We start from the raw sequence: 15,590 nt of genomic DNA on the forward strand, positions 1-15,590 counted from the left end.
TTATTTTTTAAATTTGTCGTACAGCGCCTGCGTACCGCCGCGAAAGACGCCTAAATCACTGCCCACCGCCACGAATCGCGCGCCCCATTCCAGGTAACGTCGGGCATCGGCTTCCGCCGGCGCCAGGATGCCGCTGGGTTTACCCAAGGCTTCGGCCCGGTCAAAAATATGGCGGATAACCCGCTGTACTTCCGGATGATTCGGTTGGCCGAGATATCCCAACGCCGCCGATAAATCCCCCGGACCGACAAAAATTCCGTCCACTCCGTCAACCGCGGTGATGGCGTCGATATTGTCAACGCCCTGCTGGCTTTCGATTTGCACCAGTACAGTGATGTTGTCGTTAATGGTGGAGAAATAGTCCGGTATGGTGCCGTAATTGTTGTTGCGATGGGCAACCGACACGCCGCGGATGCCCGCCGGGGGATAACGGGTAGAAGACACCGCACGTACCGCCTGTTCTTCGGTTTCAACGAACGGGATCAGGAAATTGTAAAATCCAATATCCAGCAGACGCTTGATAATCACCGGTTCATTGGTGGGGGGGCGGACGACCGGTGCGCTATGGCTTCCCTTCAGCGCCATCAGTTGGGGGATAAACGTCGTCACGTCATTGGGCGCATGTTCACCGTCCAATACCAGCCAGTCGAACCCCGCCAGACCAAGAACTTCTGTCGTGATCGGATTCGCCAGCGCGCACCAACAGCCAATCAGGGTGTCCCCCTGCAGCAGGCTCTGACGAAAACGGTTTGGCAGTAGTGGATTGTTCATAATTTACCTCTTAGCAAAGAAACAAAATGTGCTCGGGCCGCAGTCAACCGGCCCCCCTGAATCAGGACTTGACCAACACCAGGCGTTTAATCTCGCCGACCACCACCAGGTAGCACAACATGGCCGCCAGGGCCGAACAGCCGACGAAAATCAATGCGGCGTTGAATGAATGCAACTCTTTAACCATATAACCGATGACCAGCGGCGTAACGATGGAGGCGACATTGCCGAAAACATTGAATACGCCGCCGCATAACCCGACGATCTCTTTTGGCGCGGTGTCGGAAATTACCGGCCAGCCCAGGGCGCCGAAACCTTTGCCAAAGAAAGCCAGCGCCATCAGCGCCACCACAATCACATTGTTGTTGGTGTAATTGCATAAAATGACGCTGGTGGCCAGCAGCATTCCCACCACGATGGGGATCTTGCGCGCCGCCGTAAGGCTAAATCCCCGCTTGAGCAGGTAGTCGGACACTACGCCGCCCAGCACGCCGCCGGCGAAACCGCACAACGCCGGAATGGAGGCCACCAGGCCGACCTTCAATATCGACATACCCTTATCCTGCACCAGATAAATCGGGAACCAGGTAAGGAAAAACCAGGTAATGCTATTAATAAAATATTGTCCGAAGAACACACCCAGCATCATGCGATCGGTGAGCATCTGCTTGATATAATTCCACTTCGGGCCGTCCCGGCTGATAGAACCGGGGGCATCCATATCCACCACCGCGCCGCCGGCCGCCATATAATCCAATTCGGCGCGGGACACGCTGGGATGCTTATTGGGATTATGAAGATATTTCACCCAGGCGATGGTGAGGATAAAGCCAATCACGCCCATGACGGTAAAGACATGCATCCAGCCCAGGGCATAGGTTAACCAGCCCAGTAGCGGTGAAAAAATCGCCAGGGAAAAATACTGTGCAGAGTTGAAGATGGCCGAGGCGGTGCCGCGCTCTTTGGTGGGAAACCAGGCGGCGACGATGCGGGCATTGGCGGGAAATGACGGCGCTTCGGCAAAACCCAGCATAAAGCGCAGCACAAACAGCGTGAACGCCCCGTAGGCCAGGGGAAACCAGCCGACAAATCCCTGCAGCAGCGTAAACAGCGACCAGAAAAAGAGGCTGTAGGTGTAGACCCGCTTGGAACCGAAACGGTCCAGCAGCCAGCCGCCGGGAATTTGCATTACCAGGTAGGCCCAGCCGAAAGCGGAAAATATCTCGCCCATCTGGCCGGGATCAAGCCCGAGATCCTTGGCAACGCTGGTGCCGGCGATGGACAGGGTGGCCCGGTCGGCATAGTTGACGGCGGTCACCAGGAAAATGATCAATAAAATAACGTAACGAACGTGAGATGTTGTTTTATGGGTAGCCAGAGGTGTAGTGCTCATAGAATATGCTCTCATCAAGGGAGTCTATTTAAGAATGCAAAAATCAGGGTGATAATATTTTTGCGCTACGCGTCTATATATGAAGTTGATATTTTTCACTCAGTGATTTTATATTGTGCTGCTTTTACCGCAGCGCCAAATCCATTCCTTTTTCCTTTCATTACAAAGGCAATGCTAGTATAAAAACAGCAGCACAAAATGGCATTATGCATCCGCCCAAGTATTTAACGTTAAAACTCAATTTTTTTAGGCAAAAACATGACAAAACCCGTGCCGTATCACGTTATTGGCGACAGGTTTTTTTTAACGCGGGGAATAGCGACCAGCATCACTTTATGTATGTCATTAGCACTATAATTAGCGCATTTACACGCTAAAAATAGTTCAGTTGCACAATGCAAAACCCTACTAAAACCGCTTATACTATCGTTACACCCATACCGTTAGCGTTGATGCTCTGCTATTTCGAGGTTATGACCCTCAAGTAGTATTTACGGAGACATTTATGTCATCAATTATCACCCACAATGTCGACAACGCATTGTATATTAAAGTTCACGATACCGATAATGTTGCTATTATCGTGAACAATAACGGTCTGCCGGCCGGTACTAAATTTCCTGATGGGCTGGAGCTTGTCGAGCATATTCCCCAAGGACATAAAGTCGCATTACATGATATTGCCAAAGGCGGTAATATTGTTCGATATGGAGAAATCATCGGCTATGCCGTACGGGATATTAAACAGGGCAGCTGGATAGACGAATCCCTGGTGGTATTGCCCGAGGCGCCGCCCCTTGAATCACTGCCCCTGGCCACCAAAGTGCCGGCCCCGTTGCCGCCGTTGGAAGGGTATACCTTTGAAGGCTATCGCAACCCGGACGGCAGCGTCGGCACCAAAAATCTGCTCGGCATTACCACCAGCGTCCATTGTGTGGCGGGAGTGGTGGAGTTCGTGGTCAAGCTTATTGAACGGGATCTGCTGCCGAAATATCCCAATGTGGACGGCGTGGTGGGGTTGAACCATTTGTACGGCTGCGGAGTGGCCATCAATGCCCCCGCCGCGGTGGTGCCGATTCGCACCATTCACAATATCGCGCTGAATCCCAATTTCGGCGGCGAAATCATGATAGTCGGCCTGGGCTGCGAAAAGCTGCAGCCGGAACGCCTGTTGACCGGCACCGAGGATGAAATTCCCATCGCGGTTGAGAGCGCGGGCGTCAGTATCACGCGGTTGCAGGATGAAAAGCACGTCGGCTTTAAATCCATGGTGGATGATATTTTGCAGGTGGCGGAAGAGCATCTGAAACGCCTGAATGCCCGCAAGCGCGAAACCTGCCCCGCTTCTGATCTCGTGATCGGCATGCAGTGCGGCGGCAGCGACGCGTTTTCCGGCGTTACCGCCAATCCGGCGGTGGGTTTCGCCTCGGATCTGCTGGTACGCTGCGGCGCTACGGTGATGTTTTCCGAAGTCACTGAGGTACGCGATGCCATCCATCTGCTGACCCCGCGCGCCGCCGATGAGCATGTAGGCCGCCGGCTGCTTGAGGAAATGGCCTGGTACGACAATTATCTGAGCAACGGCCAAACCGACCGTAGCGCCAACCCCTCCCCAGGCAACAAGAGAGGCGGACTGGCAAACGTGGTGGAAAAGGCCCTGGGCTCCATCGCCAAATCCGGTACCAGCGCCATTGTCGAAGTGCTGTCCCCCGGCCAGCGCCCCACTAAACGCGGGCTGATATTCGCCGCCACCCCGGCCAGCGATTTTATCTGCGGCACGCAGCAGCTGGCGTCGGGCATTACCGTCCAGGTATTCACCACCGGCCGCGGCACCCCTTACGGCCTGGCGGCGATACCGGTAATTAAAATGGCCACCCGCAATGCCCTGGCGGATCGCTGGTACGATTTGATGGATATCAACGCCGGTACCATCGCCACCGGCGAAGCCACCATCGAAGACGTGGGCTGGCAGCTGTTCAACTTTATTCTGGACATCGCCAGCGGCCGCAAAAAAACCTGGTCCGATCAATGGGGCATCCATAACGCCCTGTCGGTATTCAACCCGGCGCCGGTGACCTGATAAACCATTAAACAGAGGCCGGGATTACCCGGCCTTTTTGTTTTTATGCCAATGCCGGACTACCGCACCAGCGCCGGGCGTTTATTATCAAATGTCCAGTTGGGAATCAGGTATTGCATGGCGGCGGCATCGTCCCGCGCCCCCAGGCCGTGTTGTTGATAAAGCGCGTTGCCTTCCATTACCCGAGCCATATCCAGCTCAATGCCCAGTCCCGGTTTTTCCGGTACCTTGACCTTGCCGCCGATAATTTGCAGCGGCTCTTTGGTGAGGCGCTGATCGCCTTCCTGCCAGATCCAATGGGTATCGATAGCGGTAATTTTACCCGGCGCGGCGGCGGCGACATGGGTGAACATCGCCAGAGAAATATCAAAATGGTTGTTGGAGTGCGAACCCCAGGTCAGTCCCCATTCGTGACAAAGCTGGGCAACGCTCACCGAACCCTGCATGGTCCAGAAATGGGGATCCGCCAGGGGAATATCCACCGACTGCAGGGCCAAGGTATGGCCCATTTGCCGCCAATCGGTGGCAATCATATTGGTGGCGGTAGGCAAGCCGGTGGCGCGACGGAACTCCGCCATGACCTCTCGCCCGGAAAAGCCCTGCTCGGCTCCGCACGGGTCCTCGGCATAGGCCAGCACGCCGCGCAGCTGTTTACCAAGAGTAATCGCTTCCGCCAGCGACCAGGCGCCGTTGGGATCCAGGGTGATACGCGCCTTGGGAAATTGTTCCGCCAGGGCGGTTACCGCCTCGGCTTCTTCGCTGCCTGCCAGCACCCCGCCCTTAAGCTTGAAATCATTGAAACCATATTTTTCATAGGCGGCTTGTGCCAGGCGCACAATAGCCGCCGGGGTCATGGCGGTTTCGTGACGCAGGCGATACCAGCCACAGGGATCGTCCGGCTGGCTGCGATAGGCTAAATCCGTCCGCTTGCGGTCACCGATATAAAACAGATACCCCAGCATCTCCACGGCGTCCCGCTGCTGCCCCTCCCCCAGCAGCGCCGCCACCGGCACGCCGAGAAATTGCCCCAGCAAATCGAGCATCGCCGCTTCGATGCCGGTCACCACGTGGATCGTGGTACGCAAATCAAAGGTCTGTAATCCGCGACCGGCGATATCGCGATCCGCGTACCGCAACCGCACGGCCCGCATGACGTTTTTATATTCCCCCAGGGACTTGCCCACCACCAGGCCGGCGGATTCCTCAAGGGTGAGACGTATCTTTTCGCCGCCGGGAATTTCCCCCACGCCGGTATGCCCGGCATTATCGGTAAGGATGACGATATTGCGGGTAAAAAAGGGGCCATGGGCCCCGCTCAGATTCAATAACATACTGTCATGGCCGGCAACCGGAATGACTTTCATGGTGGTAATAGCCGGAGTCATAATCCTTCCTCTCCTGATATTCATATTTAGGCGCAAGTGATAACAAGTTGGAATCGACTATAACGACACTTGTCGGCCCAGGCACTATGCAAATGCCTAAGCCACGAAGGTATATCTCGTCAAAATCCAACATTCTGTTCCTCTGTGACGAAGGGATCCCCCCTTCAGCCAACAGAGTGAAACCGGCGGCTTTTTGCCTTGAATAAACGCTACCGGCTTTTTTTCGCTGAATATTTACTCTATTTTCACCATTGCGAACCTGATCACAAAACGCTTATTCATGGTGATTGGGATCACATGAGGCTGTTCTATCGCCTTAAAGCTTCCCCCTTTGTCAGCACTCATTCAGTCAAAAGCACAATGTGCGGCGGAGTAACTCAATTTATACTCACTCCCTGATGACCCGTTATTGATAGCCGCATCCATTTACCTACTCTACGAACGTTAAGCTCGAACAATCGCCGGATGCAGACAGATAAAAATTACCCTATACCCCACAGGGGAGAGGAATCATGGCTGAAAACTCAATTTCCGTTGCCACCCATAAAACCCATTCCAGGTTTTGGATACTGGCAATATTATTTATTATCAGTACCGTTAATTATGCCGACCGCTCAACCCTATCCATTGCCGGCCCGCATGTCGCCAGCGATCTCGGGCTGAATCCGCTGCAAATGGGCTATGTTTTCTCCGCGTTCGGCTGGGCTTATACCCTGGCGCAGCTGCCGGGCGGCTGGCTTCTGGATCGCTTTGGTTCTAAAATCGTTTATGGTAGCGCTGTCATTATCTGGTCAGCGTTTACTTTCGCCCAGGGATTTGTGCATTTCTTCGCCACTGCGGCGCTGATGCTGTTTATTTTACGCTTTATGGTGGGATTTGCCGAGGCGCCGGTGATGCCCGCCAACAGCCGCATTGTTTCGGCCTGGTTCCCGGTCAGGGAACGCGGCACCGCCTCGGCGATTTTCAATATTTCCCAATACGCGGCGCTGGTGATCTTTAACCCGCTGCTGGGGTGGATAACCCAGGAAGTCAGCTGGGAATACGTTTTTATCGTGATGGGACTGGTGGGCGCAGTGCTTGGCCTGGTGTGGTTTAAAACCATGTACAGCCCGTTGAATCATCCCCGGGTCAGTAAAGAAGAAGTAGAGTATATCCGGGCCGGCGGCGGCCTGGTGGATATGGATAACGACCCGGCGCTGCAAAAGAAAAGCGCCGGTCCGCAGATGGGCTATGTCAAGCAGCTGCTGTCGAGCCGGATGCTGCTGGGCATCTATCTTGCCAATTACTGCGTGAATGCCATTACCTGGTTTTTTCTCTCCTGGTTTCCCATCTATCTGGTGAAAGGCCGGGGAATGTCCATCCTGGAGGCGGGTTTCGTGGCGGCCCTGCCGGCGATATGCGGCTGTATCGGCGGCGTGCTGGGAGGCGTATTTTCCGATTATCTGCTCAACAAGGGCTATTCGCTGTCGGTGGCCCGCAAGACCCCCATCATTGTGGGTATGCTGATGTGTACCAGCATGGTGATTTGTAATTACACGACATCCGATGTGGTGGTCGTGGCGGCAATGTCTCTGGCGTTTTTTGGTAAAGGCATCGGTGCGCTGGGCTGGACGGTGAATGCCGATACCGCGCCGAAGGAAATAGTCGGCCTCAGCGGCGGGGTGCTGAATCTGGTGACCCAGATCGGTGCGATTACCACCCCTATCGTCATTGGCTATATTTTGAACAAAACCGGTTCCTTCGACGGTGCGTTGCTTTATGTGGCCGGCAACGGCCTGGTGGTGATTTTGAGTTATCTGTTTATCGTCGGGAAAATCCAGCGCCTGGTGCTGAAACCCCTGGCGGCATGACGGTTTTTTGCTTTGGCCGCCAAGCGGGCGGCCAGGAATACGAGGAATGAGTAATGGATAAGTGTGATTTTTCCGGCGCGCCGACTGTCACCGATATGAAAGTGGTACCCGTGGCCGGCCATGACAGCATGCTGATGAATATCGGCGGTGCCCACGGCGCCTATTTCACCCGCAATATCGTCATACTGACCGATAATGCCGGGCATACCGGCGTCGGCGAGGCGCCGGGCGGCGAAGTCATCTTGAATACCCTGCTGGACGCGAGGCAGCGGGTCATAGGACAGAAGCTCGCCACGCTGAACCGGATTGTCTATGACGTGCATAAGGGCCATATCGGCCAGGATTTTGATTCTTTCGCCCAGGGCGCCTGGACCTTTGAGCTGCGGGTTAACGCCGTGGCGGCGTTGGAAGCCGCGCTGCTGGATTTAATGGGCCAGCATCTGGGCGTACCGGTGGCCGAACTGCTTGGCCCGGGCAAGCAGCGTAACAGCGTGCCGGTGCTGGGTTATCTCTTTTATGTCGGCGACAGAAATCGTACCGACCTGCCCTACGAGGCCGGCCCACAGCGCGCGTCCCATGACTGGTATCGGTTGCGCCGGGAAGAGGCCATGACCGCTGAGGCTATTGTGCGCCAGGCTGAAGCCGCGCAGGATCGCTATGGCTTCAAGGATTTCAAGCTAAAAGGCGGCGTGCTGGCGGGCGAACAGGAGATTGAAACGGTCACCGCGTTGGCCAGGCGTTTTCCCGACGCCCGCATTACCATCGATCCCAACGGCGCCTGGTCACTGCAAGAAGCCATTCATCTGTGCAAAAATATGCGCGGCATTCTGGCCTATGCCGAGGACCCGTGCGGCGCGGAACAAGGTTTTTCCGGCCGGGAAGTGATGGCGGAATTCAAGCGCGCCACGGGCTTGCCGGTGGCAACCAATATGATAGCCACCAACTGGCGCGAACTCAGCCACGCGGTGCAGCTGAATTCCATTGATATTCCCCTGGCCGACCCGCACTTCTGGACATTGCAGGGGGCCATCCGCGTTGCGCAGTTATGCGACGAATGGGGGCTGACCTGGGGTTGTCACTCCAACAACCATTTTGATATTTCCCTGGCGATGTTTATTCATGTGGGCGCCGCCGCGCCGGGTAAACCCACGGCGCTGGATACCCACTGGATTTGGCAAGAGGGACAGCATCTCACCAAAAATCCGCTGCAAATCATCAACGGCGCGGTGGAGCTGAGCGATAAGCCGGGGTTGGGTGTCGAGATCGATATGGGACTTATCGAGAAGCAGCATGAGCTGTATAGGCGGATGCCTTCCGGCGCCCGAAATGATGCGGCCGCCATGCAGTATCTGATCCCGGGCTGGACATTTGATAAGAAGAGGCCGGCGCTGGTGCGTTAATAATGTGGGGGGGTACGGCATGGCGTCCCCTCTATCTATGATCTATGGGTAGCAGATGACAGTTTAAGATTTATTTACTGGCTGCAACAATGGTCATATTGATGCCGCATGCCGCAGCATAACGTTTTAACGTGTGATAAGAGGCTTTGGTAACATTTCGCTCCAGCCGGTTAATCGCCGGCGGGTTGACCCCCATCCGCTTGGCCACTTCCGCTTTGGTCAGTCCGGCGTTTTCCCGCCACTCGGTTAATTGTTCAAGCAACGCGTCTTCTTCCATCGCCTCCTGATAGGCGGCAACAGCTTCAGGCGTATTCAGCAAGCGTTTCATGACCTCGGCGTGTTTAATAGCGACTATCTTACTCATCAGTAAGTTCCTCCAACCGTTGCAATGCTAAAACGATTTCGTTTCGAGGGGTCTTCTCAATTTATTAGCTCATAGGGAAACTTCCCTCAAGAGGAAATATTATCCTACAGACTAATTTATGATCACACTTAGAAAGTTGTATTTATAGCCGATTAGGCCTCATCATCCAGCTGCAGCGCGACATAAAGCAGCAGGCGATCGTCGAAATTGGCCAGATCCAGGCCGGTCATTTCCGAAATGCGGTTCAGGCGGTACTCCAGGGTATTACGGTGGATGAACAGCGCCTTCGAGGTGGGGGTCGGCTGTACATTGTGGCGAAACCAGGCAATCAGGGTGCGGCGCAACAGGCCGTTATTGTCCATGGCCTTGAGTTTGGCCAGCGGGCGCACCAGCTCACTGGCCTGCCAGCCGCCGCGCAGGCTGTCCAGCAGTACCGGCAGCATCAGGTCCGGATAAAAATAGCAGCGCTGATCCGGCAGCCGCTGTTTGCCCACCGCCATGGTGGTGCGCGCGGTTCGCCAGGAGCGCGCAATACCGCCTGCGCCGGGGAAATAGTTGCCCAGCGCGATGCGCACCCGCAGACGGCTGCTTTCCGTCATGCGGGAAAACAGCGTATCGACCCGGCGGCGGTGTTCCTCCGCATCCCAGCGCCCATGTCCGTTCAGGGCCGGTTTCAGCACTACCATTTCGGTAAGGGAGACGATGGCGATAAGGTTATCCCGTTCCGGCGTGGTCAGCAGGGTTTGCAACTGTTGCAGCTCCGCCATGGCGCTGTCCACGCCGAACTGGCCGCTGTCCACTTCCACCACCGCCGCCACCCGCGGCTGGTTGATATCGATCCCTAACCGCTGCGCCCATTCAATTAACGCCGGCGTCACCTCTTCGGCGCGGATCAGGTTCAGCACCAGCTCTTCACGCAGCCGGCTGTCCTGCGCCAGCATATGCAGCAGCCGGGCCTGCTCCAGCATCATTTCCGCCGTCATGCACACCAGTTCGCCGTACTGGCGCAGCTGGCTGGGATTGCCGGTCAGGCCGATAACGCCCACGATATTGCCGTCGATTTTCAGCGGCAGATTAATCCCGGGGCGGACACCGTGCAGATGACGCGCCACGCCATCGTCAATGTCCACCACCCGTGCCTGGGACAAGGCCAGCAGCGCGCCTTCGTGCAATTCACCGACGCGCTCTTCATCGCCGCTGCCGATGATGCGGCCCCGGGCATCCATGACGTTGATATTGCTATCGATGATCTGCATCGTCCTTGCCACAATTTCTTGCGCCAATCTCGCGTCGAGATGATATGTCGCCATCCTGTTCCCGCCCCTCATTAAGCCCTTTGCACTAGCATACCCATTGAGATGGCGACATTCATTGTGCAAATGCATAAAGCGCGGGGTTACCCGCGTAAATTGTGCGAGATATCACATTCCGGGCAAAAAAAAACAGCGCCCGGAGGCGCCGTGAGCAGGTAGATAATGTGCTTGGAGACGCTGTGATGTTACTGCGCCAGCAGATAGATAGTGGTATCGCCGCGCTGTACGTTCAGGGCCAGCACCGAGGGCTTGGTGTCGAGGATCTTGCGTAAATCCCCCATATTCTGCACCGGTTGCTGGTTAACGCCCAGGATGATATCGCCCTTTTTCAGGCCGATACGCGCCGCGGTGCTGCCGGGCTTGACGTTATCCACTTTCACCCCTTTCACATTGCCGGTTTGGGTATTGCTCAAATCCGCGCCTTCAATGCCGGTGAAAATATTGGATGAATCCAGCTGCGATTGGGTACTCTGTTCGAGGGTAACCACCACCGTCACCGGTTTGCCGTCGCGCAGCAAGCCCAGGGAGACTTTGGTGCCCACCGGCATTGAGCTCACATCGGCCCGGAAAGCGGCGAAGCTGCTGATGGCCTTGCCGTTCATGGTGACTATCACATCCCCGGCCTTCACCCCGGCCTTGTCAGCGGCGGATTTCGGCAGGACCTGGCTGACAAAGGCGCCGCGCTGGGCATCCACCTTCATGGCCTTCGCCAGTTCGGAATTCAGCTCGGTGCCCATGATACCCACTTCGCCGCGCCTGACCTGGCCGTATTCAACCATTTGCGCAGTCAGGTTTTTCACCATGTTGCTCGGGATGGCGAAACCGATGCCGATGTTGCCGCCGTCCGGCGCCAGGATGGCGGTATTGATACCGATCAGTTCCCCATTCAGGTTGACCAGCGCGCCGCCGGAGTTACCCCGGTTGATAGCCGCATCGGTCTGGATGAAATTCTCGTAATTCTCGATATTCAGGCCGCTGCGTCCCAAGGCCGAAACAATGCCGGAGGTGGCGGTTTCCCCCAGGCCGTAAGGATTGCCGATGGCGACGGTGTAGTCCCCTACCCGCAGCTGATCCGAATCGGCCATTTTAATGGCGGTCAGGTTTTTGAAATCGATAAGCTGCACCAGGGCCAGGTCTGAACGGGGATCCTTGCCGATGATCTTGGCGTCGAATTTGCGCCCGTCATACAGCTGAACCTGGATTTTGTTGGCGTCATTCACCACATGGTTGTTGGTGACCACATAGCCTTTTTCCGCATTGATGATTACACCCGCGCCCAAGGCCATGAATTTCTCTCTGGCGGGAGGGGTATTATTGTCGCCGCCACCGTTGCCCTGGCATAGAGGTGAACCCTGGAAGGGCGAACCGTCTTGGCACAAAGGGGAATCCTGGCCGAAAAACTGCTGGAACTGCTCCGGTACCCGCGACGAATTCACCGCCGTGCTGCCTTCCACGCTAATGCTAACAACCGAAGGCATTACCTGTTCCAGCATTGGGGCCAGACTGGGAAGCTGCTGGTTGGTCGAGGCGGTTTCCGCCGCAAAAGCGGAAACGGGGTTTAGCGCCAGCCCTAAACTTAACGCCATTGCACTTAGGACCAAATTCATTCTTTTCATTTAACGTTGTCTCGACTATTAGTATTAGTAGTACCAGATAATGATTCGAATCGACTGCCGTAGTCATTATGTGAGAGTAATGAAATAACACGAAGTTCAGTAGACTAAAAACCGCAATGGTAAATAAATATTGGCCGGCTTTACAAAACTCGGCAATGCCGTCCGGCTCACTCCGCCGCCATTAATCGGCGATATTCATCCCAAGCATAAAGATCGGTCATACCACTAATATAGTCCTGAACCAACCGCGCCCGATAATAAAATTCCATCATCGATTGCTGTCGTTGAGGATACTGATTTAATTGAGCTACCGCTTCACCATATGCCAGGCGATGTTTAGTGGATAATTTGTGAAACAGCCGGGTGGGGATCATATAATCCCGGTGATAATCCTGGGCCACCAATGCCCTGAACGCCTCCCACGGCATCTCAAGCAAGGGACTGTAGATTTCCAGCAGCCCGCTGATGACCCGGTAACCTTGCAGTTCAAGCTGCTCAACCTCCGGATGGTTGAAGACATGTTTGAATGCCACCCCTTTGAATATCTTGAGCAATTGATAAGCTGGGCTTGAGTCCTCCAATAATCCCTGATTAAAAGATCCGTCAAATATTGTCGCCAGATTGTCAAGAAAACGCTGTGCCGCATGGGGCACCAGACTGGCGACGGTATTAACCCGTAAATACATGAAAAACTGATCGCCGCTGCGTAACCCCTGATTGCGCATTATCTTGTCAAAAGCCTGTCCGATCACCTGCTGGAATAAATCGCCTTTCGTAACCTCGCCCCATTCCTGCAAAAGGTGGTTATATAATTGCTCTACGGTAAATATCTTTTTCTCCACTGCATCTTCCAGGTCGGCTATGCAATAAGAAATATCGTCAGCGGCTTCCATAATATAGGTCAGAGGAAACCGATGGTACTCCCCTAGCCCTAATTCATCGCGCAATGTCTTGATATACCCTTCTTCCGCCAGATAATAGCCCGGTTTTTTCATGAGATAGCTGAATTCCGCCGGCGCCGCGCCCTGCCAGTAAGCCGGGCGGGTGTATTTCAGAACACAGCCCACCTGGGCATAGGTCAGGTTTAGTTTGAGCAGACTGTGCACCATGCGGATAGCCTGCGCATTGCCTTCGAAATGGCACAAATCGAGACGGATGCGGGAACGCAATTCGTTATCGTCGTTTTCACCGGCGCGCAGGCGCAAAATTTCCACCTGGCAGCGATCGTTGCCCTGGGCCTCATTGCCTAAACCGGCGATATCCAGACGGCGGCCGAACCAGTCGTTAATCGCCGCTTCGCCAAAATGGCCGAACGGAGGGTTGCCGATATCGTGCATCAGGCAAGCCATTTCGACGATGCTTTCACAGGGAGCCTCCAGCTGCGACAAGCCCAGATCCTCGATACGCCGTTCGCTCTTGAGCTGATGGAAGACCTCCTTAACGATATGCCGGCCCACCTGCTGCACCTCCAGGGAGTGGGTCAGCCGAGACCTCACCGCCGCATTGCGTTCAAGGGGAAAGACCTGGGTTTTCTGCTGCAGGCGGCGAATGGCGGCGGAGTTGATGATGCGTCCGCGATCGCTTTCAAACTGGCGGATAACGGCATATTCGTCCTCGGCGATGATGGGTTGACCGGAAGGGCGCTGAAAACTCAGTTTCTTGCGAAAGTCGATCGCGGACATCATGTTCCCCCAATGCTGTTCCTGAACTACCGTGATACCCATAGCAGGAGTTAAATGCAACCACGGCGGCAATTATTTCCCGTCTCCGGACATGATAGAATGCCGGAACTTACCCCAAGGGTAAATTAACATCCATCTTGGATATCAAAAATTGATTAACAGTAAGGGCAATGAAATGAGAGTAGGCATTATCGGCGCGATGGAACAGGAAGTCGCCTTGCTGCGTGACCTGATCGAGGATCGGACCACCTGGCAAAAAGCGGGATGCGAAATCTACAGCGGCCGGTTGCACGGCATAGAAGTCGTGCTGCTGAAATCCGGCATCGGTAAAGTTTCCGCCGCCCTGGGCACCGCGCTGCTGCTGGATCATTACCAGCCCGACTTCGTGATCAATACCGGCTCCGCCGGCGGATTGGCATCGTCCCTGGAGGTGGGGGATATCGTGGTGTCCACCGAGGTAAGATACCATGACGTGGACGTCACCGCCTTCGGCTACGAGCCGGGACAGATGGCCCAGTGCCCGGCGGCGTTTCCCGCCGACGCCTCGCTGGTGGCCCTGGCGGAAAAGTGCATCACCCGGCTGGATATGCGCGCGGTGCGCGGCCTGGTGGTGAGCGGCGATGCGTTTATCAACGGCGCGCAGCCCCTTAGCCGCATCCGCACCCTCTTCCCGCAGGCTATCGCGGTGGAAATGGAAGCCACGGCCATTGCCCATGTCTGCCATCAGTTCGTGGTGCCCTTTGTCGTGGTGCGGGCCATTTCCGACGTGGCGGACCGGGCTTCCCACCTCAGCTTTGATGAGTTTTTGGCAGTGGCGGCCAAACAGTCCAGCCGTCTGGTTGACACCATGATAGGCGCCCTGGCCGGGCACCAATGATATTAGCGACGTCCCGGCGCGCCGGACTATTGCTGCTGCTGATACTCCTTGCGCCCTCGGCCTGGTCGGCGCACAGGGTGATAAGCCTGGCTCCCCATACCACCGAACTGGCCTACGCAGCGGGTATGGGCACGGTGCTGGTGGCGGCCAGCGCCTGGTCGGATTACCCGCCTGAGGCAAAAAAGCTGGAACAGGTGGCCTCCTGGCAAGGCATCAATCTTGAGCGGATTCTGGCGTTGAAACCGGACCTGATCCTGGCCTGGCGCGGGGGGAATCCGCAGCGGCAGCTGGATCAGCTCGCGGCGTTCGGCATCCCGATACTCTATATCGATCCGCTTACGGTGGAGGATATCGCCAAAAGCCTGGACAGCCTGGCCGCCTATAGCCCCCATCCTGAGCAGGCTCATCAGGCGGCGCGGGACATTCGCCAGCGGGCGGCGGATCTGAAAAAACGCTATGCCGCCAATCCGCCGATACGGGTGTTTATGCAGTTCGGCAATCAACCCTTGTTCACCGCCGGCAAGCGGACGCTGCAAAGCCAGATCCTGAACTTGTGCAACGCGCGGAATATTTTCGACGACAGCCCGGTGCCCTGGCCGCAGGTCAGCCGCGAACAGGTGCTGATCCGCAAACCGCAGGCCATCGTGACCGCCGGCGACGATGGTCGCATTCCCCTGGTTAAAGCCTTCTGGCAGCCGCAGCTGACGGTGCCGGTTATCGCCCTCAACGAGGATTGGTTCAACCGCAGCGGTCCGCGCATCATGCTGGCGGCGGAGCAGCTATGCCGAACGCTGGCGGCTCGTGATCGGCCGGACGGGGATAATACCGCGGCCGTGAAAATTTCAGGTGTGCATTGATA

12 protein-coding genes are annotated in these 15,590 nt (G+C 55.8%); 5 read left to right on the plus strand and 7 right to left on the minus strand.

The window, feature by feature from the left end:
* Entirely contained in the window at positions 1-771 is a 771-nt protein-coding gene (gene garL / locus ACL2XJ_RS01485) for a 2-dehydro-3-deoxyglucarate aldolase (protein WP_413725440.1), read from the minus strand.
* A 61-nt stretch (positions 772-832) separates the two neighbouring features.
* The gene (locus tag ACL2XJ_RS01490; protein ID WP_413725441.1) at positions 833-2,164 is read right to left on the minus strand and encodes an MFS transporter; all 1,332 of its coding nucleotides are present in this window, start codon (positions 2,162-2,164) and stop codon (positions 833-835) included.
* Positions 2,165-2,669: 505 nt separating this feature from the next.
* Between ACL2XJ_RS01490 and garD the strand changes: the two genes are divergently transcribed.
* Positions 2,670-4,244: a galactarate dehydratase gene (gene garD / locus ACL2XJ_RS01495; RefSeq protein WP_203523834.1), complete on the plus strand. Its 1,575-nt coding sequence runs from the start codon at positions 2,670-2,672 to the stop codon at positions 4,242-4,244.
* Positions 4,245-4,303: 59 nt separating this feature from the next.
* Here garD and gudD read toward each other — a convergent pair whose 3' ends face one another.
* Positions 4,304-5,629 carry a glucarate dehydratase gene (gene gudD, locus ACL2XJ_RS01500; protein WP_413725442.1) on the minus strand — a complete coding sequence of 442 codons (1,326 nt, stop codon included), beginning with the start codon at positions 5,627-5,629 and terminating at the stop codon, positions 4,304-4,306.
* A 512-nt stretch (positions 5,630-6,141) separates the two neighbouring features.
* Between gudD and ACL2XJ_RS01505 the strand changes: the two genes are divergently transcribed.
* Both ACL2XJ_RS01505 and ACL2XJ_RS01510 read left to right on the plus strand, forming a co-directional pair.
* Positions 6,142-7,479, plus strand: a complete 1,338-nt coding sequence (locus ACL2XJ_RS01505) for an MFS transporter (protein WP_413725443.1) — start codon at positions 6,142-6,144, stop codon at positions 7,477-7,479.
* 53 nt (positions 7,480-7,532) lie between these two features.
* On the plus strand, positions 7,533-8,879 hold the full coding sequence (locus ACL2XJ_RS01510) for an enolase C-terminal domain-like protein (RefSeq protein WP_413725444.1): 1,347 nt from the start codon (positions 7,533-7,535) through the stop codon (positions 8,877-8,879).
* Between the two features lie 70 nt (positions 8,880-8,949).
* Here ACL2XJ_RS01510 and ACL2XJ_RS01515 read toward each other — a convergent pair whose 3' ends face one another.
* From ACL2XJ_RS01515 to dgt, 4 genes are all read right to left on the minus strand, one after another.
* Positions 8,950-9,243 (minus strand): helix-turn-helix domain-containing protein, encoded by a 294-nt coding sequence (locus ACL2XJ_RS01515; protein WP_203523837.1) that lies wholly within the window; start codon positions 9,241-9,243, stop codon positions 8,950-8,952.
* Positions 9,244-9,395: 152 nt separating this feature from the next.
* Complete coding sequence (locus tag ACL2XJ_RS01520) at positions 9,396-10,553, minus strand: CdaR family transcriptional regulator (RefSeq protein WP_132926096.1); 1,158 nt, start codon at positions 10,551-10,553, stop codon at positions 9,396-9,398.
* A gap of 188 nt (positions 10,554-10,741) precedes the next feature.
* Positions 10,742-12,172 carry a serine endoprotease DegP gene (gene degP / locus ACL2XJ_RS01525; protein ID WP_132926094.1) on the minus strand — a complete coding sequence of 477 codons (1,431 nt, stop codon included), beginning with the start codon at positions 12,170-12,172 and terminating at the stop codon, positions 10,742-10,744.
* 167 nt (positions 12,173-12,339) lie between these two features.
* A complete protein-coding gene (gene dgt, locus ACL2XJ_RS01530) occupies positions 12,340-13,854 on the minus strand; it encodes a dGTPase (RefSeq protein WP_413726837.1) in 1,515 nt (504 codons plus the stop codon).
* 175 nt (positions 13,855-14,029) lie between these two features.
* Between dgt and mtnN the strand changes: the two genes are divergently transcribed.
* Entirely contained in the window at positions 14,030-14,731 is a 702-nt protein-coding gene (mtnN, locus tag ACL2XJ_RS01535; RefSeq protein ID WP_203523839.1) for a 5'-methylthioadenosine/S-adenosylhomocysteine nucleosidase, read from the plus strand.
* Complete coding sequence (btuF, locus tag ACL2XJ_RS01540) at positions 14,728-15,588, plus strand: vitamin B12 ABC transporter substrate-binding protein BtuF (protein ID WP_413725445.1); 861 nt, start codon at positions 14,728-14,730, stop codon at positions 15,586-15,588. Before mtnN ends, btuF begins: the two co-directional genes overlap by 4 nt.
* Positions 15,589-15,590: the final 2 nt, after the last annotated feature.

Origin of the sequence: Sodalis sp. RH16, assembly GCF_047324245.1 — a bacterium.
Lineage (GTDB): Bacteria > Pseudomonadota > Gammaproteobacteria > Enterobacterales > Enterobacteriaceae > Acerihabitans > Acerihabitans ligni.